27 protein-coding genes are annotated in these 25,582 nt (G+C 69.2%); 17 read left to right on the forward strand and 10 right to left on the reverse strand.

Annotated elements, in window-relative coordinates; genetic code table 11:
- Positions 1–51: 51 nt before the first annotated feature.
- From NOCYR_RS25510 to NOCYR_RS25525, 4 genes are all read right to left on the reverse strand, one after another.
- Positions 52–933, reverse strand: a complete 882-nt coding sequence (locus NOCYR_RS25510; protein WP_014353298.1) for an RNA polymerase sigma-70 factor — start codon at positions 931–933, stop codon at positions 52–54.
- A 45-nt stretch (positions 934–978) separates the two neighbouring features.
- On the reverse strand, positions 979–1,905 hold the full coding sequence (locus NOCYR_RS25515) for a CDP-alcohol phosphatidyltransferase family protein (protein WP_014353299.1): 927 nt from the start codon (positions 1,903–1,905) through the stop codon (positions 979–981).
- On the reverse strand, positions 1,902–2,627 hold the full coding sequence (locus NOCYR_RS25520) for a phosphatidylserine decarboxylase (RefSeq protein WP_014353300.1): 726 nt from the start codon (positions 2,625–2,627) through the stop codon (positions 1,902–1,904). The genes NOCYR_RS25515 and NOCYR_RS25520 overlap by 4 nt, the downstream gene beginning before the upstream one ends.
- 90 nt (positions 2,628–2,717) lie before the next feature.
- A complete protein-coding gene (locus tag NOCYR_RS25525; protein ID WP_014353301.1) occupies positions 2,718–2,990 on the reverse strand; it encodes a GlsB/YeaQ/YmgE family stress response membrane protein in 273 nt (90 codons plus the stop codon).
- A 237-nt stretch (positions 2,991–3,227) separates the two neighbouring features.
- Between NOCYR_RS25525 and NOCYR_RS25530 the strand changes: the two genes are divergently transcribed.
- The gene (locus NOCYR_RS25530) at positions 3,228–4,259 is read left to right on the forward strand and encodes a beta-ketoacyl-ACP synthase III (protein ID WP_014353302.1); all 1,032 of its coding nucleotides are present in this window, start codon (positions 3,228–3,230) and stop codon (positions 4,257–4,259) included.
- A 24-nt stretch (positions 4,260–4,283) separates the two neighbouring features.
- On the opposite strand, the gene NOCYR_RS25535 is transcribed toward NOCYR_RS25530, so the two are convergent.
- Positions 4,284–4,739 carry an SRPBCC family protein gene (locus NOCYR_RS25535; protein ID WP_014353303.1) on the reverse strand — a complete coding sequence of 152 codons (456 nt, stop codon included), beginning with the start codon at positions 4,737–4,739 and terminating at the stop codon, positions 4,284–4,286.
- 169 nt (positions 4,740–4,908) lie between these two features.
- Between NOCYR_RS25535 and NOCYR_RS29835 the strand changes: the two genes are divergently transcribed.
- The 12 genes from NOCYR_RS29835 to mnhG all read left to right on the forward strand — a co-directional run bounded on the left by NOCYR_RS29835 (position 4,909) and on the right by mnhG (position 17,707).
- Positions 4,909–5,085, forward strand: coding sequence for a hypothetical protein (locus tag NOCYR_RS29835; RefSeq protein WP_158430212.1), 177 nt, complete (start codon positions 4,909–4,911; stop codon positions 5,083–5,085).
- A gap of 53 nt (positions 5,086–5,138) precedes the next feature.
- Entirely contained in the window at positions 5,139–6,806 is a 1,668-nt protein-coding gene (locus tag NOCYR_RS25540) for an FAD-dependent oxidoreductase (protein ID WP_014353304.1), read from the forward strand.
- A gap of 9 nt (positions 6,807–6,815) precedes the next feature.
- The gene (locus NOCYR_RS25545) at positions 6,816–8,285 is read left to right on the forward strand and encodes an ATP-binding protein (RefSeq protein ID WP_014353305.1); all 1,470 of its coding nucleotides are present in this window, start codon (positions 6,816–6,818) and stop codon (positions 8,283–8,285) included.
- On the forward strand, positions 8,282–8,638 hold the full coding sequence (locus NOCYR_RS25550) for a UBP-type zinc finger domain-containing protein (protein WP_014353306.1): 357 nt from the start codon (positions 8,282–8,284) through the stop codon (positions 8,636–8,638). The genes NOCYR_RS25545 and NOCYR_RS25550 overlap by 4 nt, the downstream gene beginning before the upstream one ends.
- A 197-nt stretch (positions 8,639–8,835) precedes the next feature.
- Complete coding sequence (locus NOCYR_RS25555) at positions 8,836–9,264, forward strand: hypothetical protein (protein ID WP_167330490.1); 429 nt, start codon at positions 8,836–8,838, stop codon at positions 9,262–9,264.
- Positions 9,265–9,339: 75 nt separating this feature from the next.
- Complete coding sequence (locus tag NOCYR_RS25560; RefSeq protein ID WP_048833712.1) at positions 9,340–11,574, forward strand: AAA family ATPase; 2,235 nt, start codon at positions 9,340–9,342, stop codon at positions 11,572–11,574.
- A gap of 204 nt (positions 11,575–11,778) precedes the next feature.
- Positions 11,779–14,604, forward strand: coding sequence for a Na+/H+ antiporter subunit A (locus NOCYR_RS25565; protein WP_014353309.1), 2,826 nt, complete (start codon positions 11,779–11,781; stop codon positions 14,602–14,604).
- Positions 14,601–14,984: a Na(+)/H(+) antiporter subunit C gene (locus NOCYR_RS25570; RefSeq protein WP_014353310.1), complete on the forward strand. Its 384-nt coding sequence runs from the start codon at positions 14,601–14,603 to the stop codon at positions 14,982–14,984. Before NOCYR_RS25565 ends, NOCYR_RS25570 begins: the two co-directional genes overlap by 4 nt.
- Complete coding sequence (locus NOCYR_RS25575) at positions 14,981–16,576, forward strand: Na+/H+ antiporter subunit D (RefSeq protein WP_014353311.1); 1,596 nt, start codon at positions 14,981–14,983, stop codon at positions 16,574–16,576. The genes NOCYR_RS25570 and NOCYR_RS25575 overlap by 4 nt, the downstream gene beginning before the upstream one ends.
- Entirely contained in the window at positions 16,573–17,103 is a 531-nt protein-coding gene (locus NOCYR_RS25580) for a Na+/H+ antiporter subunit E (RefSeq protein WP_014353312.1), read from the forward strand. The genes NOCYR_RS25575 and NOCYR_RS25580 overlap by 4 nt, the downstream gene beginning before the upstream one ends.
- Positions 17,100–17,360, forward strand: coding sequence for a monovalent cation/H+ antiporter complex subunit F (locus NOCYR_RS25585; protein WP_014353313.1), 261 nt, complete (start codon positions 17,100–17,102; stop codon positions 17,358–17,360). Before NOCYR_RS25580 ends, NOCYR_RS25585 begins: the two co-directional genes overlap by 4 nt.
- A complete protein-coding gene (gene mnhG / locus NOCYR_RS25590; RefSeq protein WP_014353314.1) occupies positions 17,357–17,707 on the forward strand; it encodes a monovalent cation/H(+) antiporter subunit G in 351 nt (116 codons plus the stop codon). Before NOCYR_RS25585 ends, mnhG begins: the two co-directional genes overlap by 4 nt.
- Positions 17,708–17,816: 109 nt before the next feature.
- Here mnhG and NOCYR_RS25595 read toward each other — a convergent pair whose 3' ends face one another.
- The 5 genes from NOCYR_RS25595 to NOCYR_RS25615 form a co-directional block, all read right to left on the reverse strand.
- Positions 17,817–19,193, reverse strand: coding sequence for a phosphatase PAP2 family protein (locus tag NOCYR_RS25595; RefSeq protein WP_048833713.1), 1,377 nt, complete (start codon positions 19,191–19,193; stop codon positions 17,817–17,819).
- Between the two features lie 65 nt (positions 19,194–19,258).
- The gene (locus NOCYR_RS25600) at positions 19,259–20,404 is read right to left on the reverse strand and encodes a glutamate--cysteine ligase (protein ID WP_014353316.1); all 1,146 of its coding nucleotides are present in this window, start codon (positions 20,402–20,404) and stop codon (positions 19,259–19,261) included.
- Positions 20,405–20,416: 12 nt separating this feature from the next.
- Positions 20,417–21,130, reverse strand: coding sequence for a superoxide dismutase[Cu-Zn] (sodC, locus tag NOCYR_RS25605; RefSeq protein ID WP_014353317.1), 714 nt, complete (start codon positions 21,128–21,130; stop codon positions 20,417–20,419).
- Positions 21,131–21,252: 122 nt separating this feature from the next.
- Positions 21,253–21,801 carry a LytR C-terminal domain-containing protein gene (locus tag NOCYR_RS25610; protein WP_048833714.1) on the reverse strand — a complete coding sequence of 183 codons (549 nt, stop codon included), beginning with the start codon at positions 21,799–21,801 and terminating at the stop codon, positions 21,253–21,255.
- A gap of 18 nt (positions 21,802–21,819) precedes the next feature.
- Positions 21,820–22,164 (reverse strand): DUF3263 domain-containing protein, encoded by a 345-nt coding sequence (locus NOCYR_RS25615; protein WP_014353319.1) that lies wholly within the window; start codon positions 22,162–22,164, stop codon positions 21,820–21,822.
- A 217-nt stretch (positions 22,165–22,381) separates the two neighbouring features.
- On the opposite strand from NOCYR_RS25615, the gene NOCYR_RS25620 reads away from it, so the two are divergent.
- From NOCYR_RS25620 to NOCYR_RS25635, 4 genes are read left to right on the forward strand one after another with little or no spacing between them, the layout of a single operon-like run.
- Positions 22,382–22,969, forward strand: a complete 588-nt coding sequence (locus NOCYR_RS25620; RefSeq protein WP_014353320.1) for a peptide deformylase — start codon at positions 22,382–22,384, stop codon at positions 22,967–22,969.
- Positions 22,962–23,942 carry a GNAT family N-acetyltransferase gene (locus NOCYR_RS25625; protein ID WP_048833715.1) on the forward strand — a complete coding sequence of 327 codons (981 nt, stop codon included), beginning with the start codon at positions 22,962–22,964 and terminating at the stop codon, positions 23,940–23,942. The genes NOCYR_RS25620 and NOCYR_RS25625 overlap by 8 nt, the downstream gene beginning before the upstream one ends.
- A 45-nt stretch (positions 23,943–23,987) precedes the next feature.
- Positions 23,988–24,803 carry an exodeoxyribonuclease III gene (locus NOCYR_RS25630; protein ID WP_014353322.1) on the forward strand — a complete coding sequence of 272 codons (816 nt, stop codon included), beginning with the start codon at positions 23,988–23,990 and terminating at the stop codon, positions 24,801–24,803.
- 55 nt (positions 24,804–24,858) lie between these two features.
- Entirely contained in the window at positions 24,859–25,485 is a 627-nt protein-coding gene (locus NOCYR_RS25635) for a TetR/AcrR family transcriptional regulator (RefSeq protein WP_048833716.1), read from the forward strand.
- Positions 25,486–25,582 lie beyond the last annotated feature (97 nt).

Here is a 25,582-nt window from a genome sequence, read left to right on the forward strand (position 1 = left end):
ACACCATCGAGGCCCAGCCCGTGACTGGTTCAAGCGGCCCGATCTCGCAGCTCAGGCCGCTACCCGCCCGAAGTACGCGAGCTTCTCGGGCGCGACCACCAACCGCAAGGCCGTCACCACAGTGCCGTCGGAATCGGCCGTACACACCGCCATCGGCGCACCGCCTGCCCAGGCGCACACCGCGGGCAGCCCGTTGACCTCGGTGAGTTCGATGGTGACCTCGGGCCCCACCCAGCTGAACAGCTTGGTCAGGTAGAGCGCCACCTTCGACACGCCCACCACCGGACGGCGCGCCACACCGACCATGCCTGCCCCGTCGGCGACCGAGACCACGTCGGCGGCGAGCATCTGCTCCAACGCGGCCACGTCACCCTCACGGGCGGCGGCGAAGAACCGTTCCATCAGCGCCCGCGCGTGATCGGCCGGAATATCGAAGCGCGCCTTACCGTCTCGCACCCGACGACCGGCGCGGTGGAAGACCTGCTGGGAATTGGCCTCGGAAAGCTCCAGCATCGTGGCGATCTCGCGATGCGTGTAGCCGAATGCCTCGCGCAGCACGAACACCGCGCGCTCGACCGGTGAGAGCCGCTCCAGCGCGGTGAGCAGCGCCATCGACACCAGCTCGCGCTCCTGCGCCGACTCCAGCGGACCGAGTTCGCCGGCTCCGGTCGGCACCGGCTCGGGTAGCCACGGGCCGACGTAGCTCTCCCGGCGCGCCCGCGCCGAATCCAGCCAGGTGCGGCACAGATTCACCACCACGGTGGTCAACCAGGCCTGCGCCGAACGGATTTCGGTGCGCTCGGCGGCTTCCCAGCGCAGATAGGTTTCCTGCACGGCGTCCTCGGCTTCGGCGGCCGATCCGAGCATCCGGTAGGCGAGCGAGAACAACCGTGAACGCTCGGCTTCGAAATCAGCCAGACCCTGTGCGTCCACTCCGCTACCTCCCGCGCCGTCTGCGGCGACGATACCCGGGCAGGTTCAGGCGCCGGCGCCGTCCTGCTCGCGCACATCCTGTTCGCGCTTACCGCCCGGACGACGCAGCCGCAGCCGCGACGACCCGCGCATCGCCGGACGGCGAATGGCAGGCCGCCGGATCGCCGGGCGCCGCCGCGCCGCCCGTCGCTGGGCGCGCCGCTCGGCCGGCTTGTGTTCCCAGGTCTCCGGCCGGGCCGCGACCCAGCGCTGGGAGTACCAGGCGAACGGGATATGGCCGAGGTACAGCACGATCAGCACCAGCAGCAGCACGATCGGGTAGGTGACCAGCGCGGCGGCGGCCGCGGCCACCAGGACCAGCAGTCCGGCTGCGGCCTGCGGCGCGACAGAGACCGACTTCATGGCCAGCGTCGGGATGGTGCTCACGGCCAGCAGCGCGGCGAACACGACCCAGGCGGAGACGGTGCCGAAACCGACCCACCAGCCGTCACCGAATTGCACGTACAGCGCGATCGGGGCCAGCGCGATGAGCGCGGCGGCGGGCGCCGGGACACCGACGAAGTACTCGCGCGCCCAATCCGGGCGGGTGTCGTCGTCCATCAGGGTGTTGAACCGCGCCAGCCGCAGCACGATGCTCACCGCGAACAGCAATGCGATGATCCAGCCGGTGCTGTTGTCGCTGAGCAGGCCGATGTAGATCACCAGGGCGGGGGCCACACCGAAAGAGATGGCATCCGACAGCGAGTCCAGCTCGGCGCCGATCTTGGTGGTGGCAGCCAGCATCCGGGCCAGGCGCCCGTCGAGGGTGTCGAGGACCGCCGCCGCGCCGATCATGGCCAGCGAAACCCCGAATTCACCGTCGAGGGCGAATTTCACCGCGGACAGTCCGGAGCACAGCGCCATGATGGTGACCATGCTCGGCAGCAGCCGGATCGACCGGCGCCGCCGACCGGCAGTGCCCTGCTCCATCATGACCCGGTGGTCGGCAATACGGCCAGCACGGTCTCGGCACCGATGGTGCGCTGACCGACCTCGACGAGCAGTTCGGTGCCCGCCGGGAAGTAGGTGTCGACCCGGGAGCCGAAGCGGATCAGGCCGTAGGTGTCGCCGATGGTGAGCACATCACCGGGCTTGGCATCGCAGACGATGCGGCGGGCCAGCAGGCCGGCGATCTGCACGACCACGATCTGCGCGCCGGCCGGGGTGTCGATGACCATGCTGTTGCGCTCGTTGACCGAGCTGGCCTCGGGCAGGTCGGCCGAGCGGAACTGCCCGGCCTGATGCTGCACGGTGCGCACCGTCCCGGAGACGGGCACCCGCTGCACATGCACGTCGAGCACCGACAAGAAGATGCTCACCCGCGGCAGCGGCTGATCGCCCAGGCCGAGTTCGGCGGGCGGCACCGCGGTGTCGACCAGCGCGATCTCGCCGTCGGCGGGCGCGACGACAACGCCTGCCCGGTTCGGCGGCACCCGGTGCGGATGCCGGAAGAAGGTCGCGCAGGCCGCGGCAGCCGCCAGCCCGCCACGGCGCACCCAGCGACGTTTGCCGCCGAGCACCGCGACGGCCAGCGGCGCCGCGACGAACGGCAGGCCGGCCGGGTGCAGCGGCGGGATCGCGTTGCGCACCAGGTCGGCGACGTGGCCGAGGCCGGTGCGTTCGGGCGTGCCGGGCGGGGTGGGACGGCGTGCCACAGGTTCCTCTTTCGTGCTCGGTGCAAGACGAACGCGCCGTTCGGCGCAAGCGTTCACACCTTACGGGAACCGCGCCCGTGGCACTCGGTGTCAGCGCACGGAACTGCGTCCGGTGAACAGTTTGACCAGGTAGAGCAGCACACAGGCACCGACGAGGCAGGTGACGAAGCTGAAGAACCAGCCCGCGCTCTCGACATCGACGCCGAACAGCATCAGGACGAATCCGCCGAGCAGGCCGCCGATCACGCCCACCACGATATTGAGCAGAATGCCCTGTTGAGCATCGGTTTTCATGATCTTGCTGGCGATCCAGCCGGCAAGACCGCCGATGATGATCCACGCGATAATCCCGATTCCGAGCATGGTGTCCTCGAATCTGTGGGTTGGGCACGCCGCCGGTTGCGGCGTGTGCCAGGGATATACCCGGGTCATTGTGAGAATACGCACTCGCGGGTACCGGAGGTAGCGCTAATATGAGGGAGCCTCATGTCTACGAGCCGGCGTAGTACCAGCTGATTCGTAGCTATCGACCAGTGAGGATCCACATCGATATTCGGGGACAACCCGGCGGCGCCGCCGCAGGTACATAGGAGACGCACCATGGCTGCTCGTTTCGCCCAGACCACCGGCGCAGAGCACACGGCGATCCTCGGGCTCGGCGTCTATCGCCCGGCCCGGGTGGTCACGAACGACGAGGTAGCGGGCCCGATCGACTCGAGCGACGAATGGATCCGGACCCGCTCCGGCATTCGCACCCGGCGCTTCGCCGACGATTCCGAAACCATCCAGAGCATGAGCGTCGCGGCCTCGCGCGGCGCCTTGGAATCGGCGGGAGTCGCCGCCGACCAGGTCGATTGCGTCATCGTGGCCACCTCGACCCATCTGCTGCTCACCCCGGCCGCGGCGCCGCAGATCGCCACCGAACTCGGCATGAACGGCGCGGCCGCCTTCGATATCTCCGCCGGATGCGCCGGCTTCTGCCATGGGCTCGCCCTCGCCTCGGATCTGGTCCGGGCGGGTACGTCGAAGAATGTGCTGGTCATCGGGGTGGAGAAGCTGACCAACACGATCAACCCGACCGATCGTTCCACCGCGTTCCTGTTCGCCGACGGCGCGGGCGCGGTGGTGGTCGGCCCCTCCGAGGAGCAGGGCATCGCGCCCACGGTGTGGGGTTCGGACGGCACCCAGCATCACGCCATCCGCCAGGACAAGGACTGGATGGAGTTCTTCGCCGAGATCGAGGAGAAGGGCCTGGACGCGGTGCGGCCCTATCTGGCGATGGAGGGCACCGCAGTGTTCCGCTGGGCCGCGCATTCGCTGGAGAAGGTGTGCCGGGAGGCGATCGATCGGGCCGGGCTGTCCACCGACGATCTGGACGCGATGATCCCGCACCAGGCCAACGGCCGGATCATCGAGATCATGGCCCGGGTGCTCAAGCTGCCGGAGAATTGCGCGCTGGCCAACGATATCGAGGAGACCGGTAACACCTCGGCCGCCTCGATTCCGCTGGCGATGGAGCAGTTGCTGCGCACCGGGCAGTCCAAGCCGGGCGATACCGCCCTGCTCATCGCCTTCGGCGCGGGCCTGTCCTGGGCCGCGCAGGTGGTGTCACTGCCGAACTGGCAGTCCTGACGGCTCCGGCGAGGCGGGCGCGGACTACGCGCCCGTCTCGACCGTGGTCTTGATCTTGGCGAGGGTTTCGTTCATGCCCTGCACCAGCGCCGCTTCGAAGGCCTCTTCGCCGCCGAGCACCCCGTCGATGGCCTTGCGCACGATCCAGGTGACGCCGTTGGGCACGTCCCGGCGCTCGATCAGCCGGGTGCCGGTGGCGGTGGGTTCGAGGGTGTAGCTCCAGACGGTGCGGTTCTCGTTCATCCGGAAGGCGAAGGCCTGGTTGGGTTCGTAGCGCACGATGCGCGAGCTGGTCGGCCAGCGCTTGAAGCCGTCCTTGTTGAAGTTGAGCGTCCAGGTGCCGGCCTTCGGCGTGCCGAGCGGGACCATCTTGACGCACTGCGGGCTGAATTCCGGCATGCGCTTCAGGTCGGAGATGACGGCCCAGACCTTCTCCGGCGGCGCGGCGATGTCGATGGTGGCTTCGAGAGTGTTCGGCAAGACGGCCTCCGGATATATGCGACTGCGAGTAACGCGCATCCTAATCGTAATGATGACCAGGTCACATTTTCGCATGCTCGCGCCGTCGAATGTAACGGGCGGCGCACAATGGGGATAGACGAGAGACACAGCCACCAGCGAACCGCCCGCAACAGTGAGGTGATCGGCCGTGAAACTGCGCTCCCTCCTACATCGTCATCCGCCGCAATCGAGGCCGGCGGCATCGAAGCTTCCGCAACTTCCCCTGATCGAACCCGAGGGTGAATCCGCACCGCGCGTCGAGGAACGACTCGAAAGACTGCTCACGCCAACAGAACTCGAACTGGTCCTGCGTCACCGCGTGTGAGTGCCGACTCCACGGTGACGACAGCCGAGCCGGCGAGACTCCATACTCATGAGGTGAGTTCCCCCGCTGCCCCCAAGCCGGCCATTCTCAGCGTCGACGACGACCCGGGCGTCTCCCGGGCCGTCGTCCGCGATCTGCGCCGGCGCTACGGCGCCGACTACCGCATCCTGCGCGCGGAATCGGGTCCGCAGGCCCTGGAAGCCCTGCGTGAATTGAAACTGCGCGACCAGCCGGTCGCGGTGCTGATCGCCGACTACCGCATGCCCGGGATGGACGGCATCGAATTCCTGGAGCAGGCCATGGACCTGCATCCGTACGCGCGGCGAGTGCTGCTTACCGCCTATGCCGACACCAATGCCGCGATCGACGCGATCAACGTCATCGACCTCGATCACTATCTGCTCAAGCCGTGGGATCCGCCGGAGGAGAAGCTCTACCCGGTGCTCGACGCCCTGCTGGAGGCCTGGCGCGGCAGCGACCAGAAACCGGTGACCGGCACCAAGGTGATCGGCAACCGCTGGTCGCCGCGCTCGTCGCAGGTGCGCGAGTTCCTGGCCCGCAACCAGCTGCCCTATCGCTGGTATCTGGCCGACGAGCCGGAGGGCGCGCGGCTGCTCGAGGCCGCGGGCGCCGATCCGCAGCGTTGTCCGGTGGTGATCACCGCCGACGGGCAGGCGCTGCTGCAGCCCACCGACAGCGAACTGGCGAGCAGCGTCGGGCTCAGCACCGAACCGGTGGGTGATTTCTACGATCTGATCGTCGTCGGCGGCGGTCCCGCCGGACTCGGCTCGGCCGTCTACGGCGCCTCCGAAGGTCTGCGCACGGTGCTGGTGGAACGGACCGCGACCGGTGGACAGGCCGGACAGAGTTCGCGCATCGAGAACTATCTGGGCTTCCCGGACGGACTGTCGGGTGCGCAGCTGGCCGATCGGGCGCGGCGCCAGGCCGCCAAGTTCGGCGCGGAGGTGATCACCACCCGTGAGGTGGTGGGCCTCGAGGTCAACGGTTCGGCGCGCACGGTGCGCTTCGCCGACGGCGGCCGGCTGTGCGGGCACACCGTCATCATCGCGACGGGTGTGGACTATCGGCGTCATCCGGCGCCGGGCATCGGCGAATTCACCGGGCGCGGTGTGTATTACGGCTCGGCGATGACCGAGGCCGCCGAGTGTGCCGAGCACGACGTCTACATCGTCGGCGGTGCCAACTCGGCGGGCCAGGCCGCGATGTTCCTGTCCCGCAATGCGCGCACGGTGCATCTGGTGGTTCGCGGGGATTCGCTGGAGAAGTCGATGTCGTACTACCTGATCCAGCAGATCGCGCAGACCCCGAACATCCACGTGCACACCCGCACCGAGGTGGTCGCGGTGGACGGCGACGATCACCTGCACACGATCGTGTTGCGCGACAACGAGACCGGCGCCGAGGAGAAGGCCGCCACCGAGCGGTTGTTCCTGTTCATCGGCGCGGCCCCGCAGACCGACTGGCTCGACGGTGTGGTGGCCCGCGACGACGACGGCTACGTGCTGGCCGGTCCCGACCTGCTGGTCGACGGCGCGCGCCCGGCCGGGTGGGAACTGCCGCGACCGCCGCATCATCTCGAGACGAGCGTGCCCGGGGTGTTCGTGGCCGGTGACGTACACGCCGAATCGGCCAAGCGGGTGGCGTCGGCGGTCGGCGAGGGTGCCATGGCGGTCATGCTCGTGCATCGGTATCTGGCGTAGGAGGCGGGTATGGGCTCGGAATTGATCTGCGATCCGGCCGAACTGCGGACGCTGTTCCTGTTCGAGAAGCTGAACGACGAGCAGCTGGCCTGGCTGTGCGCCGACGGCCGGATCGAGCACATCGAGCCGGGCCCGCTCTACCGCGAGGGCGATCCGGCGACCTGCTTCTACGTGCTGATGGATGGCGAGGTGCGGTTGACCAAGCTGTCCGGCGGCCAGGAGATCGAGATGATTCGCACCGATCATCGCGGCTCCTACGCCGGCGCGTGGGCGGCCTATCTGGGCGAACGCGCCGACCAGCACTACGGCGGCTCGATGTATGTCACCCGGCCGTCGCGGTTCTTCGTGCTCGACGCCGCCACCTTCGCGCGGATGATGCACGAATGGTTCCCGATGGCGGTGCATCTGCTGGAGGGCGCCTTCTTCGGGCAGCGCAACACCAATGCCCGCATCGCCCAACGGGAACGCCTGCTGGCGCTGGGCTCGCTGTCGGCCGGACTGACCCATGAACTGAACAATCCGGCCGCCGCCGCGGTGCGCGCGACCTCCGGCCTGCGCGACCGCATCGCCGGAATGCGGCACAAACTCGCCATGATGGCGCAGGGCAAATTCGACACCGCCTCGCTGGAGTCGCTGGTGCGGCTGCAAGAGGAGGCCGCGGCGCAGGTCGCCAAGGCGCCCGAGCTGACGCCGCTCGAGGCCGCCGACCGGGAAGACGCGCTCGGCGAATGGTTCGACGAGCACGGCATCGCCGACGGCTGGGATCTCGCCCCGACCTTCGTGCAGGCCGGCTTCGACGCCGACTGGCTCGACCGGGTGGCCGCGACCCTCGAGGACTGCACCCCGCAGGTGCTCGAGGGCGCGATCCGCTGGCTGAACTACACCATCGAGACCGAACTGCTGATGAACGAGATCGCCGATTCCACCACGCGCATCTCCACGCTCGTCGGCGCGGCCAAACAGTATTCGCAGATGGACCGGGCCCCGTTCCAGGTGGTCGACCTGCACGAACTGATCGACAGCACGCTGGTGATGCTCAACCGCAAGATCGGCGATTCGATCCAGGTGGTCAAGGATTACGACCGCGCGCTGCCGCCGGTCCCCTGCTATGCCGCCGAACTGAATCAGGTCTGGACCAATCTGATCGACAATGCCGTCTACGCGATGGACAGCTCCGGCACCCTGACCATCCGCACCCGCCACGACAACGATTGCGCGGTCGTCGAGATCAACGACACCGGCCCCGGTGTGCCTGCCGAGGTGCGCGAGCGCATCTTCGAACCGTTCTTCACCACCAAACCTGTCGGCGAAGGCACCGGGCTCGGCCTGGACATCTCCTTCCGCATCGTGGTGAACAAGCATCACGGCGATATCCGGGTCGAATCGACGCCCGGCGACACCACCTTCACCGTCTGGCTGCCCCTGCACCGAGAAGAGGACGAATCAGCGAATCTGGAAGCGACAGGAGAACCGGCATGACCGAGCTACCCGAGGGCATCGATCCGACCGTCCCGCCGAGCGGGCCGGGCTGTGTGGAGTGCGAGGCCGCCGCCGGCTGGTGGGTGCATCTGCGCCGCTGCGCGCAATGCGGCCACGTCGGCTGCTGCGACAGCTCCCCGGCCCAGCACGCGAGCAAGCACGCCGCGGTGACCGGCCATCCGCTCATCCAGAGCTATGAGCCGGGCGAGGACTGGTACTGGGATTTCCGCACCGAGGAGATGTTCAGCGGCGGACCCGAACTCGCGCCGCCGCGGGAGCATCCCGTCGAGCAGGGTGCGCCCGGACCGCGGTCGCGGGTACCTGCCGACTGGCAGTCGCTCATCCACCGCTGAGCTGCGCGGACCGCGTTTTCAGGGATCGATAAGGCGACCGCAAGGCCGGTGCCCGACAGTGAGCGACGCACCTGTCTGCGCGCCCGGCGGGCGCTCGATCCTGTGAGGCACCCATGTCGAAGAACCGCCCCTACCCGGTACGCTGCATCGGACGCGCCGGACGCTCCGGCGCCGCTGATCACCGGGGAACCCACGATATGAAGCGAATTCCTGCGACGATTCTGTCCGTCGGCGCCTTGGCGCTGATCCTGGCCGGGTGTGGTCCGGACGAGTCCACCGAGGCCAGCGGGCTGCGCAAGGGCACAACCGACACCTCGACCGCCGCCACCACCTCCGCGCGGGCGACCACCACCTCGGCCGAGTCCACTGAGACCTCCTCGGCGCCGACCACGACGCGCAGCGGGGGCAGCACGTCCGGCACCGCCTCGCAGACCACCTGCGCCGAATTCCGTCAGCTCGATATCGCGGGCGAGAAGGCGCTGATCGAAGCGATTCTGGCCGAACACCCGGAAAGCCCGTTCGCCGGCAGCCCGAACGTCGCGCTCGGCACCGCCAAGCTGGTGTGCCTGTCCGACGAGATGGCCAACACCCCGGTCGCCGAGGCCGCGGGCATCGTCGAGCCCTGAGCCGACGACCCTCCCGAACGCGGGTGCACCCAAGGGTGTGCCCGCGTTCGTGGTTTCTGGGCAGAATGGTTCTCGATGGCTGATTTGGCTCTTACCGCGCGTCTGAATCCTTCTGCCGCCGATGCCCGCCGCGGCGTGGTGCGGTTGCATGCCGAGGTGCTGACCGCCCTCGGTTTGCGGGAATGGGATGGGATCACCCTGGTCGGTTCCCGGAGGACGGCGGCGGTGGCCGGCCTGGCGCCCGCGGGCACGCCGGCCGGGGTGGCGCTGCTCGACGACGTGACGTTGTCCAATGCCGGCCTGCGCGACAGCGCCACGGTCGTGGTGTCACCGGCGACCGTCTACGGGGGTAAGCGGATCTCGGTGAGCGGCTCGGCCCATGCCACCGGCTCGATTCCGGCGGCGACGCTGCGGCAGGCGCTGCTGGGCAAGATCGTCACCGTCGGCGATACGGTCTCGCTGCTGCCGCGCGATCTCGGCCCGGATCTGCCGGCCGCGGCCGCGAGTCAGGCGCTCTCGCGCGCCTTCGGCATCGCCTGGACCACCGAGCTGCTCACCGTCACCGCCACCGATCCCTCGCCCGGCCCGGTGAGCGTGCAACCGAATACCGCGGTGGATTGGGGGCCGGGGGCGATCGCGCCGGTAGGCGGCAACGGCAGGCCGGCGAGCATCTCCGCGCGCGAGGACTCCTCCGCGAGCATGACCACGGACCCGACGGGCACGGTCGCCGCGGCCCGCTCCGCGCCGATCCCGGTCGAGGATCTGGTGGGCGCGCACACCCAGGCCGCCAAGCTCACCGAATGGCTGACGCTGGCCCTCGACGAACCGGAACTCCTCAAAACCCTCGGCGCCTCACCGCATCTCGGCGTGCTGATCACCGGCCCGGCCGGGGTGGGCAAGGCGACGCTGGCCCGCGCGGTCACCGCGCCGCGGCGCCTCATCGAGCTGGACGGCCCGGCCGTCGGCGCCGCCGAGAGCGGGGCCCGGCTGCGCGAGGTGGCCCAGGCGGTGGCGGAGGTGAGTTCCGGGCAGGGCGGGATCTTGCTCATCACCGACATCGATGCGCTGCTGCCCGCGACCGCCGATCCGGTGGCGACGCTGATCCTGGATCAGTTGCGCGCGGCCATCGCCGAACCGTGCGTCGCCTTCCTGGCCACCACCGCGCATCCGGCGGCACTCGATTCCCGGCTGCGCGCCCCTGACCTATGTGACCGCGAGATCGCTTTGACGCTGCCGACCGCGGCTGTGCGCCGGTCGCTGCTGGAGCAGTTGCTGCGCAAGGTGCCGACCGGCGATCTGAAACTCGACGAGATCGCCGCCAAGACACCCGGTTTCGTGGTATCGGATCTGGCCGCGCTGTGCCGGGAGGCGGCCCTGCGCGCGGCCTCGCGGGCCAATCGCGAGCAGACCGAACCGCAGTTGTCGCAGGACGACCTGGCGGGCGCGCTCGAGGTGATCCGGCCGCTGTCGCGTTCGGGCATGGAAGAGCTGGCCATCGGCAGCCTCGGGCTCGACGACGTCGGCGATATGGCCGAGACCAAACAGGCCCTCACCGAGACGGTGCTGTGGCCGCTGCGGCATCCGGATTCCTTCGCCCGCCTCGGCATCGAGCCGCCGCGCGGGGTACTGCTGTACGGCCCGCCCGGCTGCGGAAAGACCTATCTGGTCCGCGCGCTGGCCGGATCCGGGCAGCTCAGCGTGCACGCGGTCAAGGGCGCGGAGCTGATGGACAAGTGGGTCGGCTCCTCCGAGCGGGCGGTGCGCGAGCTGTTCCAGCGGGCGCGGGATTCGGCGCCGTCGCTGATCTTCCTGGACGAGGTCGACGCGCTGGCCCCGCGCCGCGGGCAGAGTTCGGACTCCGGCGTCGGCGATCGGGTGGTGGCGGCGCTGCTCACCGAACTCGACGGCGTGGAACCGCTGCGCGAGGTGGTCGTCCTCGGCGCCACCAACCGGCCCGAACTGATCGATCCCGCGCTGCTGCGGCCGGGACGGTTGGAGCGGCTGGTGTTCGTGCCGCCGCCCGATGCCGAGGCCCGGCTGGCGATCCTGAAGACGACAGGCCGGTCGGTGCCGCTGGCCGACGACGTCGACCTGGCCGCGCTGGCCGAGGACCTCGACGGCTACTCCGCCGCCGACTGTGCCGCGCTGCTGCGCGAGGCGGCGCTGGCGGCGATGCGCCGCGATGTCGCCGCCGCCGACGTCACCGCGGCCGATCTGGACGCGGCGCGTTCGGTGGTGCGGCCCTCGCTCGACCCCGATCAGGTCGAATCGTTGCGCCGCTACGCCGAGGCGCGGGCCGACTCCCGCTGACCACACCGGCCACACCCGTCCCGTCGCACCGCCCGCATCCGACCGGATTCCCGGCGCTCCTCACAGCAACCGGAAGATTTGCGGATGCATAGCCCGTTCGGCCGAATATGGCGGAGCACATAGGCACCTGGACACAAGTCCTACTATCCGCCCACGTAGGATGGGACCGCAGCACCCCGCCGCACCGACCCGACGGAGTGAAGTTTGCTCGGAATTCTGCTCGCCCATGCCCTGGCCGCTCTCTTGGCGCCGCTGTGCGTTCGGGCGATGGGTCGCAATGCGTTCTACCTGCTCGCCCTCGTTCCGCTCGGCTCCCTGAGCTGGGTCTTCGCCAACTGGAACGAAACCAAGCGGGTCCGGGTGAGCTGGGCGCCGAGTATCGAGATGAATCTCGACCTGCGCTTCGACTCGCTGGCCGCGGTCATGTGCGCGCTGGTGCTCGGGATCGGGGCGCTGATCCTGTTCTACTGCGGCCGCTACTTCGACGACGACGAACCCAAGCTCGGGATCTTCGCCGCGCAGATGGTCGGCTTCGCCGGCGCCATGTTCGGTCTGGTCACCAGCGACAATATGGTGTTGCTGTTCGTCTTCTGGGAGACCACGACGGTCCTGTCGTTCCTGCTGGTCGGCCACAACTCCGATCGTGCGCAGAGCCGTCGCGCCGCGATCCAGGCGCTGCTGGTGACGGCGGCGGGCGGACTGGCGATGCTGGTCGGCATCATCATCCTCGGCCAGAGCACCGGCAGCTATCTGCTGTCGGACCTGCTGGCCGCCGAACAGCCGCCCAGCGGGCTCGCGGTGAACGTCGCCGTGGTGCTGATCCTGGTCGGAGCGCTGAGCAAGTCGGCCATCGTCCCGCTGCACTTCTGGTTGCCCGGCGCCATGGCCGCGCCCACGCCGGTCAGCGCGTACCTGCATGCGGCGGCCATGGTGAAGGCCGGTGTGTACCTGGTGGCCCGGCTGGCGCCGGTGTTCGCGACCAACCCGGTCTGGCATCCGATCGTGCTGGTGCTCGGCGGCGCCTCGATGCTGCTGGCCGGGGCGCGGGCGTTGCAGGTCAGCGACCTCAAGCTGGTACTGGCCTTCGGCACCGTCAGCCAGCTCGGCTTCCTCATCCTGATGGTCGGGCTCGGCACGCCCGACGCGGCACTGGCGGGGCTTGCGCTGATCGTGGCGCACGCGCTGTTCAAGGCCTGTTTGTTCATGGTGGTCGGCATCGTCGACCACGGCGCGGGCACCCGTGATCTGCGCGCGCTGACCGGGCTCGGGCGACGCGCACCGGTGCTGTGTGCGGTGGCGGTACTGGCGGCGCTGAGCATGGCGGGCATCCCGTTGATGGTCGGCTTCGTGGCCAAGGAGAGTGCCCTCGACGCGACCCTGCACGCCGACATCCTCAACGATCCGGCCCGCATCCTGCTGACGGTCGTGGTGACGCTCGGCTCGATGCTGACGGTCGCCTACAGCGCGCGCTTCGTCTGGGGTGCGTTCGGCAACAAGCCCGGCGTCACGGAACCGGATTGGCATCGTCCCGGCGCACTGCTGCTCGGCGCGCCTGCCGTACTGGCAGCCGGCAGCCTGGTCGCGGGCTTGGCCGCCCCTGGCCTGGACGAGCTGATCAGCCCGTACGCGAGCTCGATCCCCGGAGCGCTCGGCTCGCATCTGCTGCTGTGGCACGGCTTCACCGACGTGCTCGCACTGACCGTCGTGATCGTCGCGGCCGGCCTGGTGATCTTCGCGTTCCGCGGCCGGATCGGCGAATCCCCGCGCCCGCTGCTGGGCAATGCCGACCGCGCCTACGACGCCACCCTGCGCGGCATGGACAAGCTGTCGCTGCGGATGACGGGCTCGGTGCAGCGCGGTTCGCTGCCGGTCAGCCAGGCCATCATCCTCGGCACCCTGATCATCCTGCCGTCGGTGGTGCTCGCGCTGGGCACCCGGACCGGCGTGCAGATGCGGCTGTGGGATTCGCCGTTGCAGCTGGCCATCGGCGCGATCATGGTGGCGATGGCGCTGGGGGCGACGGTATTGCGTAACCGCCTGGCCAGCGTGCTGGTCGTCGGCGTCACCGGGTACGGCTGCGGTGTCATCTTCGCGCTGCACGGCGCACCCGATCTGGCGCTCACCCAGTTCCTGGTGGAGACGCTGACGCTGGTGGTGTTCGTGCTGGTACTACGGGCCTTCCCGGCCGAGATCTCCGGTTCGCGCACCGCCGGATTCAATGTCCGGCGCGCGGTGCTCGCGGCCTGTGTGGGCGCCACCGTCACCGTCCTCGGCGCCTTCGCGGTCGCGGCCCGCAGCGCCGAGCCGATCTGGCACCGCATTCCCGGCGCGGCCTACGAATTCGGCGGCGGCAAGAACGCGGTGAATGTGCTGCTGGTCGATATCCGCGCCTGGGACACCCTCGGCGAGATCTCGGTCCTGGTCGTGGCGGCCACCGGTGTGGCCTCGCTGGTGTTCCGCAGCCGCCGGTTCGGCAGCGCGCCGCGGGCTGCGGACGCACCCAACTACCGGCCCGGACTGGTGAGCTGGCTGCCCGCGGGCCGGCTGGTCGACCGGCGGGAACGGTCGATGGTCATGCAGATCACCACCCGGTTGGTGTTCCCGACCATGATGGTGCTGTCGGTCTACTTCTTCTTCTCCGGCCACAACGCACCCGGCGGCGGTTTCGCCGGCGGGCTCACCGCGGGCCTCGCGCTGGTCCTGCGCTACCTGGCCGGCGGGCCGTACGAACTCGGTGAGGCGCTGCCAGTGGAGGCCGGGCATCTGCTGGGCGCCGGGCTGGCGCTGGCCGCGGGCACCGCCACCACCTCGCTGATCTTCGGCGCACCGCCGCTGTCGTCGGCGATTCTGGAGGTGACGCTGCCGCTGCTCGGCCACGTCAAGCTGGTGACCTCGCTGTTCTTCGACCTGGGTGTGTATCTGATCGTCGTCGGGCTGGTGCTCGACGTGCTGCGCAGCCTCGGTGCGCGGCTGGACCGCGAACTGGCCGAGACGCCGGAACCGGCCGAAGTCCGGGAGGCGGTCAAATGAGCGTGAACATGACCCTGATGATCGTCATCGGCGTGCTGGTGGCGTGTGGGGTGTATCTGATCCTCGAGCGGGCGGTGTCGAAGATGCTGCTCGGCATGATCCTGTTCGGCAATGCGGTGAATCTGCTGGTGCTCACCATGGCCGGCGGTGACGGCAAGCCGCCGATCAGCGGCGCCACCGACGACGCCCATCAGGAAATGGCCGACCCACTCGCCCAGGCCATGGTGCTCACCGCCATCGTCATCACCATGGGCCTGGCCGCGTTCGTACTCGCCCTCGCCTACCGGTCCTTCACCCTGACCACCACCGATGACGTCGAGAACGACCCGGAGGACGTCGGGATCGCGGCCACCCGCGAGCAGGAGGATCCCGAGGAATGAGTCTGTCCCCCGACCTGCTGCCGGTGCTGACACCGCTGCCGGTGCTGATCCCGATGCTCGCGGCCGCGACCACCCTCGTGTTCGGCCGTCGTCCGCGCACCCAGCGCATGGTGGCGCTGATCTCGCTGTCCGCGGCTGTCGTCGTCTGCGCGGCGCTGCTGTTCCTGGCCGACCGCGACGGCACCACCGCCATCCAGGTCGGCGCCTGGGAGACCCCGATCGGCATCACCCTGGTGGTGGACCGGCTGGCCGCCACCATGGAGCTGGTGTCGTCGATCGTGTTGCTCGCCGTCGCCGTCTACGGTGCCGGCCAGAACATCCGCGACGCCGATTCCCAGCAGCCCACCTCGATCTTCTGGCCGACCTATCTGGTGCTGAGCGCGGGCGTGTCGATGACGTTCCTCGCCGGCGACCTGTTCAACCTGTTCGTCGGTTTCGAGATCCTGCTGGTCGCCTCGTTCGTGCTGCTCACCCTGGGCGCCACCGAGGAACGCATTCGCGCGGGCGTGTCGTATGTGATGGTGTCGATGCTGTCGTCGCTAATCTTCCTGACCGGCATCGCGCTGGCCTACGGCGCCACCGGCACGTTGAACATGGCCCAGCTGGCGCTGCGAATGGACGAGGTGCCGGACGGTATTCGCAACGCGGTGTACGCGGTGCTGCTGGTGGCCTTCGGCATCAAGGCGGCGGTGTTCCCGCTGTCGAGCTGGTTGCCCGACTCCTATCCGACCGCGCCCGCACCGGTGACCGCGGTCTTCGCCGGCCTGCTCACCAAGGTCGGTGTGTACTCGATCATCCGCACATACACGTTGATCTTCCCGGATGGCGGCTTCGACAATGTGCTGCTGATCGCGGGACTGCTGACCATGCTCGTCGGCATCCTCGGTGCGATCGCGCAGAGCGATATCCGGCGATTGTTGTCGTTCACCCTGGTCAGCCATATCGGTTACATGGTGTTCGGCGTCGGGCTGGCCAGCCGGATGGGGTTGTCGGGCGCGGTCTACTACATCGCCCACCACATTCTGGTGCAGACGGCCTTGTTCCTGGTGGTCGGCCTGATCGAACGCCAAGCCGGCTCGGCGTCGCTGCGCAGGCTCGGCGGGCTGGCCGCGGCGAGTCCGCTGCTGGCCATCCTGTTCCTGGTGCCCGCGCTGAATCTGGGTGGTATCCCGCCGTTCTCCGGGTTCGTCGGCAAGGTGGCCCTGCTCCAGGCGGGCGCGCAGAACGGCAGTGTGCTGGCCTGGACGCTGGTCGCCGGCTCCGTGGTCACCAGTCTGCTCACCCTGTACGTGGTGGCGCGGGTGTGGAGCAAGGCGTTCTGGCGGCCGCGCGCGGAGGCCTCGGAGGGGCATCTGGCCGCCGCGACGCTGCCGACCCTGGTGGAGGATTCCACCGACATGCTCTACGACGAGCGCGCCGATCCGGGCCGGATGCCTGCCCTGATGGTGACCTCGACGGCCGCCTTGGTCGGGGTTGGACTCGCGCTCACGGTCTGGGCCGGGCCGATCCTCAATATCGCCGACCGGGCCGCCGATGACCTACGCGACCGCGGCGTCTACATCACCGCCGTGCTCGGATCGGAGCCGCGATGACCCGGGAAACCGTGATCCGGATCGCCGTGCTGTGCTGGCTGGCCGCGGTGTGGGTGGCGCTGTGGGGCCGGCTCAGCGTGGCCAATGTGCTGGCCGGGCTGGTGGTCGGCGCGCTGATCATGGTGACGTTGCCGCTGCCGCGGGTCCCGGTCACCGGCTGGGTCCGCCCGGTGCCGCTGCTCCAACTGGTCGCTGTGAGCATCTACTACGCGCTCGAATCGAGCATGCAGGTGGCCTGGTTCGCGGTCCGGCCCGCGCCGCCGCCGATCTCGGGCGTGCTGCGGGTGTACTTCAGCTTCAAATCGGATCTGGTGCTGGTGTTGTGCACCAATCTGCTCAATCTCATTCCCGGCACCATGGTGCTGGAACTCGATCGTGAACGATGCGTGGTGTACGTGCACGTCATGGATGTGGGCAGCGATAAGGCGGTGGACAAGTTCTACCGCACCACCCGGCGGCTGGAACGGCTGCTGATCGCGAGCTTCCAGCGGCCGGCGGCACGTGCGGTACCGGAGGTGAGCGCATGATCGTCGTCGCCGTGACGGCCGGCATCCTGTTGGTGGCGGCCGCGGTGATCACCGCCTACCGCACCCTGGCCGGGCCGAGCACGCTGGACCGGGTGGTGGGCATCGATTCGCTGGTGGCGATGGCCATCTGCGGGCTCGCGGTATGGGCCGCCTACAGCCGCGACACCACCGTGGTGCCCGCCATCGTGGCACTGGCGCTGGTCGGGTTCCTCGGCTCGGCCGCCGTTTCCCGATTCCGAGTGCGGGACGACCGATGATCACCATCCTGGACTGGATCTCCGGCATCCTGATCGTGCTCGGCGCGTTCCTCGCCTTCACCGCGGCCATCGGCATCGTCCGCTTCCCGGACACCCTGATGCGCATGCACGCGGCCACCAAACCGCAGGTCATCGGCCTGAACCTGGTGCTCGCGGGCACCATCATCCGGGTCTATGACAGCCCCGACGCCTGGATGCTGGTGCTGGTGGGCCTGTTCACCCTGCTCACCGCCCCGGTCATCGCGCACCTCATCGGGCGCACGGCGTACCGCGAACAGCGGCATCGGGATGGACTGCTCGCCGTGAACGAGCTGGGCAACGAACTCGACCAGCGGCCCGGGAACTGAGCCGACTACCCGGTGCTCGCCGTGCTTTCTGCGCCATCGGCAGTTGCCGGATCAACCGGACCACCCCACGGCACCGCAGCACGACAACGCCGGAGCGGAAGCGCGCGGGCTACTCGGCCGACGCGGTGACAGCCTCCGGTTCCTCGGCCCGCACCTTCTGCCTGCGCGCGAACCAGGTCCCGTGGAACGCCGCCGCCACGGCCGCCAACAGCGCCATCACAATGGTTCCGGCGAGCACCGGGTACTCGGCCATCGGCACCGCCAGGTAGCGGTAGGAGATCAGCAGCGCGGCCAGTACCAGCGCGCCCCCGGCGACCAGGCGGATCCGGAACCAGCCCCAGCCGCGTTCTGGTTCACGCAGCGCCGACTCCACCGTCAGGCACAGCACCGCGCCCGCCACCAGGTCGACGCCGTAGTGGTAGCCGAAGCCGAGCGTCGCGGCCAGCGTGCACAGCAGCCAGAACATGCCGCCCCAGCGCAGCCAGCGCGGCGCCAGGCTGCCATCGGCGGCGCGGCGGGTGTGCAGGAACACCGCCAGCGCCCACGCGGTGTGCATGGACGGCATGCAGTTGCGCGGGGTCACCGAGTCGAAATCCAGCGCCGACGGGTTACGGTCGATCGGCGGCACCACCTGCGGCCAATAGTTGCCCAGCTGGAATCCCGCGCCGTCGGCCCCGAAGGCGAACATCGGCCCGACCACCGGGAACAGCACGTAGACCAGCGGCCCGACCAGGCCCAGCACCAGGAACGTCCGCACGAGGTAGTGGCTCGGCCACCGCCCCGTCGAAACCACTCCGCGCAGCTGCCACACCGCCACCACGATCGCCGCGGCGGGCAGTTCGATGTACACCCAGTGCAGCACCGCCTCCACCGACGGCCCGAGGGTCTCCAGCACCCGACCCATCACCCAGGACGGGTCGCCGAGCGCATGGTCGGCCAGCATCACGTATTCGTCGAGCACCTGCGGCTGGGTGAGGATCGTGACGTGCAGCCACACGTCACCCACCTTGGTGGCCAGGATCAGCAGCGCGCCGAGCGCCGCCGCGTGCAGGGCATTGCGCCGTTCGACGCCGTCCCAGCGCACCAGTGCCAGCACCGCGATCGCGGTCAGCACGATCACCGGGCCGTTGCCCACCGTGAACGGGTCCCCCGCCAGCATCCGCGCGCCCGCACAGACGACGTCGATCCCGACCGCGGCGCCCAGCGCGATGATCCGCCGCCGCGCCGGCAGCCCGACCAGCGCCAGCACCAGGCCTGCCCACGGCACCGTCATCGACTTCGGCGTGCCCGCGTAATCACGCCAGAGACTCTCCAGCGGGCCTTCGAACCCCTGAACCGACGCCACGACCTGGAGGGCGATCAACAAGGCGGGCACGGCGGCGATGGCGGCGCCGAGAGCGAGGACCCGAATCCGGGTACGCGGCAGGGACAATCGGGCCGCGGCACCAACTCTGGAGTTCGGGTCTTCGACTAACACATCGACCATGTTAAACGGCAGGTGAACGTCATCCCCCTGGCCGAGGGAACGTCAGGCGACCACGACCGCCGCGATCACTGATCCAGCTCCTTGACCAGCGCGTCCACTACCGCGACGAGATCGCCCTGCGCGGCCGCCGCCACCTTGCGCTGACGCTGGTAGGAGGCACCGCGGGCCGGGATCTCGGCCACCGAGGCGAGTTCGTCGCAGCAGCCGAGCAGCTTGGCCGTCGGCTCCAACCGGTTCAATAGCTCATCGAGATCATCTGTGACGAGTCGCTCATTACTGTCGGAATCGACGATGACGATCGCGTCGAGCCCGTACCGTGCGGCCCTCCACTTGTTCTCCTGCACATGCCAGGGCGGCAGTGTGGGCAGCTGTTCGCCGGTTTCCACCCGCCGGTCCAGGTCGACGATGAGGCAGTGGATGAAGGCCGCCATCGCGGCCAGCTCGGCGCGGGTGGAGATGCCGTCGCAGACGCGCACCTCGATGGTGCCCCATTTCGGGGCGGGCCGGATGTCCCAGTGCATCCCGCCGAGTTGTTCGAACACACCGGTTTTGAACTGGTCGTGCACGAAATACTCGAACTGGGTCCAGTTCTCGAACTGGAACGGCAGCCCGGCGGTGGGCAGCTGCTGGAACATGAGCGCGCGGTTGCTGGCGTACCCGGTATCGGATCCCGACCACATCGGCGAGGACGCCGACAGCGCGAGCAGATGCGGATACGACAGCAGCAGCGAGTTCAGGATCGGAAAGACCTTGTCCTGGTGCGACACTCCGACGTGCACGTGCACGCCCCAGATCAGCATCTGCCTGCCCCACCACTGGGTGCGTTCGATCAGCTCGTCGTAATGCGGTGAGCGGGTGAGCTGCTGGGCCGACCACTGCGCGAACGGATGGGTGCCCGCGCAGAACAGGTCGACGCCGAGCGGATCGGCGGCGCGGCGCACGGTGTCCATGGTGGCGCTCAGATCGTCCATCGCCTCGCCGACGCTGTTGTGCACGCCGGTGACGATCTCGACGGTGTTGCGCAGCAGTTCCTTGGTGACCTGCGGGGTGCCGTCGTGGGCCCGCAGGTCACCGACCGAATCGAAGACCGCCGCAGCGGTATTGGACAGATCGCGGGTCACCTTGTCGACGAGGGCGATCTCCCATTCGACGCCGATGGTCGGGCGGGGCGAACCGTGGAAGACAACCCTCTCGATCCCAGCCCCACCCATGCCGGCACGCTCCTACTGGATGACGCCGCAGGCGACGCGGCCACCCGCGTCACCGGTCGCCAGGGTGGACTCGTCCGGACCCGAACCACCCGGATGGTTGTAGCGGCTGGGGATATTGCCGAAGTTGTCGGCGTCGGCGTGGATGATCAGCGCCTTGCCGCGGATGTCGGACATGCTCACCTTGTCGGTGGTGGTGACCAGGGTGGCATTGCCGTCGGCGCGCACCTGCAGCGAGGTCAGGTCACCGCTGGCCGGATGCGCGTTGGCCGGGCCGACCTGGAGGTGGCCGCCCGCGGAGAGGAAGTCGCCCGCCGAACCACCGGTGGGGGCCACCGAATTGGGCTCGCACTTGCCGACCTGGTGGATGTGCAGGCCGTGGAAGCCCGGGCGCAGACCGTGCGCCTCGATGCTGATCTTCAGGAAGCTGCCGGCTTCGGTGATGTCGGCGGTGCCGACGGTGGTACCCGCGGCGTCCTTCAACTCGACCTTGGTGCCGCTGGCGGCCGGGGTCTCACCGTGCCCACCGGTGCCGGTGCTGCCGTGGCCGCCACCGTGACCGGTCTCGGCGCCGGCCGGGGCGGGCGAGGAGGTCCACACCGGCGGAGTCGTTCCCTGGACGTCGCTCGACTCCTGGCTGTTCGTGCAGGCGGTGAGGCCGAAAGCGGCGATCGCCAGCACCGGGGTCACGATCCGCCAGGACGGGCGACGAGTTGTGGACGGTGCCATCGGGGAACTCCTTTACGAGTACCGAGTTTACGAGTAAAGCTGGGTGGACACGTTGTTTTACCGGTCAAGATGATGCCACGCCCGCCGTGTCGCTCGATCCTCGGGCCGTGTCGGGCGCTCGATCAGTTCCCGGTCACCACGACGACCACGCCGGCCGAACCGCCGCCCAGCCCGGGGATCATCGGCGCCACCCCAGCACCGAGCACGGCCGCGACGGCTTCGGCCGCGGCCTTGTCACCGCTGGCATTGCCGTAATAGACGGTGGTCGCCGGAATCGTGGATCCCGCGTAGTTGCCCGCGGTGGCATTGGTCCAGCCGTTGGCGGCGAGCTGGTTCACCGTCTTCGAGGCCAGCCCCGCGATCATGCTGTTGTTGAGCACCCGGATCGGCGTCGACTGATCAACCACCGGAGTGGTGGAGGTCGTGGTGGTGGGAGCCGCCGTCGTCGTGGTCGGCTTCGCGGTGGTGGTGCGCGCCGAAGTGGCCTGCGGGGCCACCGCGACCGACGTGGTCGTGGCCGGGGCGCTGGTCTCGGCGGCGGTGTCGGTCTCGGAGTCCGCGCTCGACAACGACATCGCGCCCAGCCCGGCGAAGACGATGGCCAGTGCGATCAGCACCATCGCCAGCGCTCGCAGCGGGATCCCGCCGGAAGTGGGTTTCGGGTAACTCACCTGTTCGAGCCTAGTCCGTCACACCTGGAAGCCGAGCCGCCGCGCGGCACGGGCCTTCTGCCTGCTGGCCCGCAACCGGCGCAGCCGTTTGACCAGCATCGGGTCGGCGGCCAGCGCCTCGGGCCGGTCCACCAGGGCATTGAGCACCTGGTAGTACCGGGTCGGCGACATCGAGAACAGCTCGCGGATGGCTTCTTCCTTGGCGCCGGCGTACTTCCACCATTGGCGCTCGAAGGCCAGGATGTCGTGTTCGCGACGGCTCAGGCCGTCGTCGTCACCGGCCTGCTGATCGGCCGTGACCTCGTCGCTCGTAGAAGGGCTGTCCTGGATTGCGGAAAGGTCCCGCGCTGTTGCGCCGTCCATCTTGCTCCCTCGCCGAGTCACCGTCGGACGAAATGATGCTTGTACGTCGCCGATCATTCAACCACGGGAATAGCCGATCGCGCCGTGTGTCCGGCGGCGTGTCCGGTACCAGCGGTTACGCGTCGAGTGGGCGGATACGACGCGATTTCGGCCGCGGATCCGGACCCGCCGAGGGGCGGCGCGCACCGCGAGAGGCCGACGCGGCAAAATTGGCCGCATGGCAATCCTCCCTATCGTCATCGTCGGCGATCCCGTTCTGCACAACCCGACCGAGCGGGTGACCCAGTCCCCGGAGGAGCTGGCGGGACTGATCGCGGACATGTACGAGACGCTCGACGCGGCCAACGGCGTGGGCCTGGCGGCGAATCAGGTGGGGAAGCCGCTGCGGCTGTTCGTCTACGACTGCCCGGACCAGGCCGCCGACGGTACCGTCACCCGGCGTCGTGGCGCGGTGATCAACCCGGTGCTGGAGACCTCCGAGATCCCCGAGACCATGCCCGATCCCGATGACGACGAAGAGGGCTGCCTGTCGGTCCCCGGCGAGCAGTTCCCCACCGGCCGCGCCGACTGGGCCAAGGTCACCGGCATCGATGAGCACGGGCAGCCGGTGGAGATCGAGGGCAAGGGTTTCTTCGCCCGGATGTTGCAGCACGAGGTCGGCCATCTCGACGGCTTCCTCTACGTCGATGTGCTGATCGGCCGCAATGCCCGCGCCGCCAAGAAGGCCATCAAGCGCAATGGCTGGGGCACACCGGGTTTGAGCTGGCTGCCCGGCAGCGTGCCGGATCCGTTCGGGCATGACTGATTTCGCCGGTATTCCGCTCGGCCGACGGGTAGTGCTGCGGTATCTGCTGCCGGAGGGCTATCCGCAGCCGATGACGGATGTGATCGGCGAGCTGGTCTCGCTCGATCCGCCGACGGTGCGCGGCGCCGACGGTCAGGTGGTGTCGGTTTCCACCGATCGGGTGGTCGCGCTGAAAGCACTGGGGCCCAGGCCGATCCGGACTCGGGAGATCCGCGCACTGGAAGCGGCGGCGGCCGATGCCTGGCCCGGCGCCGAGCACACCTGGATCGACGGCTGGCTGGTGCGAGCCGGACACGGCTACACGAATCGGGCGAATTCCGCTGTCCCCCTCGGTACCTCGGACGGGCCACCGCTGATGTCCGCCGATGCGCTGCACCGGATCGGTGCCTGGATGTCCGAGCGCGGACTGCCGGTGCGGTTGCAGCTGCCCGACCGGCTGGCGCCGCCGCCGTCGGGCTGGCACACCTGGGGCGAGACGACGGTCCTCGGGATCGATCTGGACAACTTCGTGCTGCCGCGCGGTCCGTCGATGGTGCGCATCGCGCCCGCCCCCGACGCTGCCTGGCTAGAGTTGCATCGCCACCGCGGCGAGGAGCCCGGCGACCCGGGCGCACCGATGCCGGAAGCCGACGTGCTGACGGCGGTGCGGGCGGGCGAGCTCGGCTTCGCTTCGCTGGGGCTGCCGCATCCCATCGCGATCGGCCGCGGCGCGCTCACCACCGCGCCGGACGGGCGCCAGTGGATCGGCCTGACCTGTGTGGCGACCGCGGCGCAACACCGGCGCCACGGGCTGGCCTCGCTGGTCTGCGCCGAGCTGATCCGCTGGGGTCGCGACCGCGGCGCCACCCATGCGTATGCGCAGGTGGAAGCCGACAACGCCGGCGCGCTCGCGCTGTACCGGGAGCTCGGTTTCCTGGAGCACCATCACTATCGCTATGCCGCCCCCGGCCCCCGGATCCCGGTGGTCCGGTAGAACGGGATCAGGCCGTTCATCCACCTCTCTTCGACAAGGAATCCCGTGCGCCTCGCGACCTGGAACGTCAACTCGATCCGCTCCCGGATCGACCGAGTCGCGGCCTTCCTCGACCGCCAGGACATCGACGTGCTGGCCATCCAGGAAACCAAATGCCGCGATGACCAGTTCCCCTATGAACGCTTCGACGAGCTGGGCTACGAAGTGGCGCATCTGGGCATCAATCAGTGGAACGGCGTGGCCATCGCCTCCCGCGTCGGCCTGGCCGAGGTCGAGTTGGCTTTCCCGGACCAGCCCGGTTTCGACAAGAACGCGGGCGAATCGCTGATCCCCACCCCGGTGGTGGAATCGCGGGCCATCGGCGCCACCTGCGGCGGGGTGCGGGTGTGGAGCCTGTATGTGCCCAACGGCCGGGCGCTGGGCGATCCGCATTACGCCTACAAGCTGGAGTGGCTGGCCACCCTGCGCGACAATGCCGCCCGCTGGCTGGCCGAGGACCCGCAGGCCAAGATCGCGCTGGTGGGCGACTGGAATATCGCCCCCACCGACGACGACGTCTGGTCGCCGGAGTTCTTCGCCGGTAAGACCCACACCTCCCAGCCCGAACGCGACGCCTTCACCGCCGTGCTCGATGCGGGGTTCGCCGACGTCATGCGTCCCTTCGCGCCCGGACCCGGGGTCTACACCTACTGGGACTACACCCAGCTGCGCTTCCCCCGCAAAGAGGGCATGCGCATCGATTTCGTGCTCGCCTCGCCCGCCCTCGCGGCCACCGTCACCGATGCGGTGGTCGATCGCGAGGAACGCAAGGGCAAGGGCGCCAGCGACCACGCGCCGGTGATCGCCGAGTTCACCGGCTGACCGCCGGGCCCGTCGAGGCGCCGGTGAGCGGCGTCGGCACTGATACCGTTGCCGCATGAGTACCGAATCCGCGGTGCGTCCGCGGCGTCGTGCCCAACATCTCGGCCCGCAACGGCGCCGGCCCCAAGTGCTCGACGCGGCACTGGCCATCGCGATCGAACAGGGCATCGCCGCCGTCACCATCGCCGCGGTCGCCGAGCGGATGAACGTCACCCGGCCGGTGGTCTACGCCTGCTTTCCCGATCGCGTCGCGCTGCTCGAAGAGTTGATCCGGCGCGAGGAGGGCTACGTCTCCGACGGTGTGTTCGGCGCACTGCGCGAACGCGACGTGGATGCCGGTGAATCGGTGTTCGTGGAGGGTTTCCGCGCCCTGCTCGAGGTGGTGGCGGCCCGGCCGGAGTCGTGGCTGCTGCTCTACGGCAATCCGGATCCGGCGGTGGCCGGTTCGTTCGGCCGCGGCCGCGCGCTGGTGGTGCAGCGTTGCACCCGGTTGCTGCGCCCGACGCTGCGGGCGTGGGGCATCGAGGACGCCGACCGCAAGCTTCCGGTGCTGGTCGAGCAGTGGATCTCGGCCGGTGAGGGCGCGGTGCGGACCCTGCTCGCCGATGACGGGAACTGGACGCCGGAGGACCTCGGCGAGTTTGTCGGCGCCGCCGTCTACCGGGCGCTGCGCAACGCCTGAGCCAGGTCGACGCCCGTCGCCGGCGCTCGCCCGGCCGGGAGCCCCGCCGTCGATTCGGCCCGCAACGCCGCGTCCTGCCGCGGGCACCGACTCGCCC

The organism is Nocardia cyriacigeorgica GUH-2 (assembly GCF_000284035.1).
Classification (GTDB): Bacteria; Actinomycetota; Actinomycetes; order Mycobacteriales; family Mycobacteriaceae; genus Nocardia; species Nocardia cyriacigeorgica_B.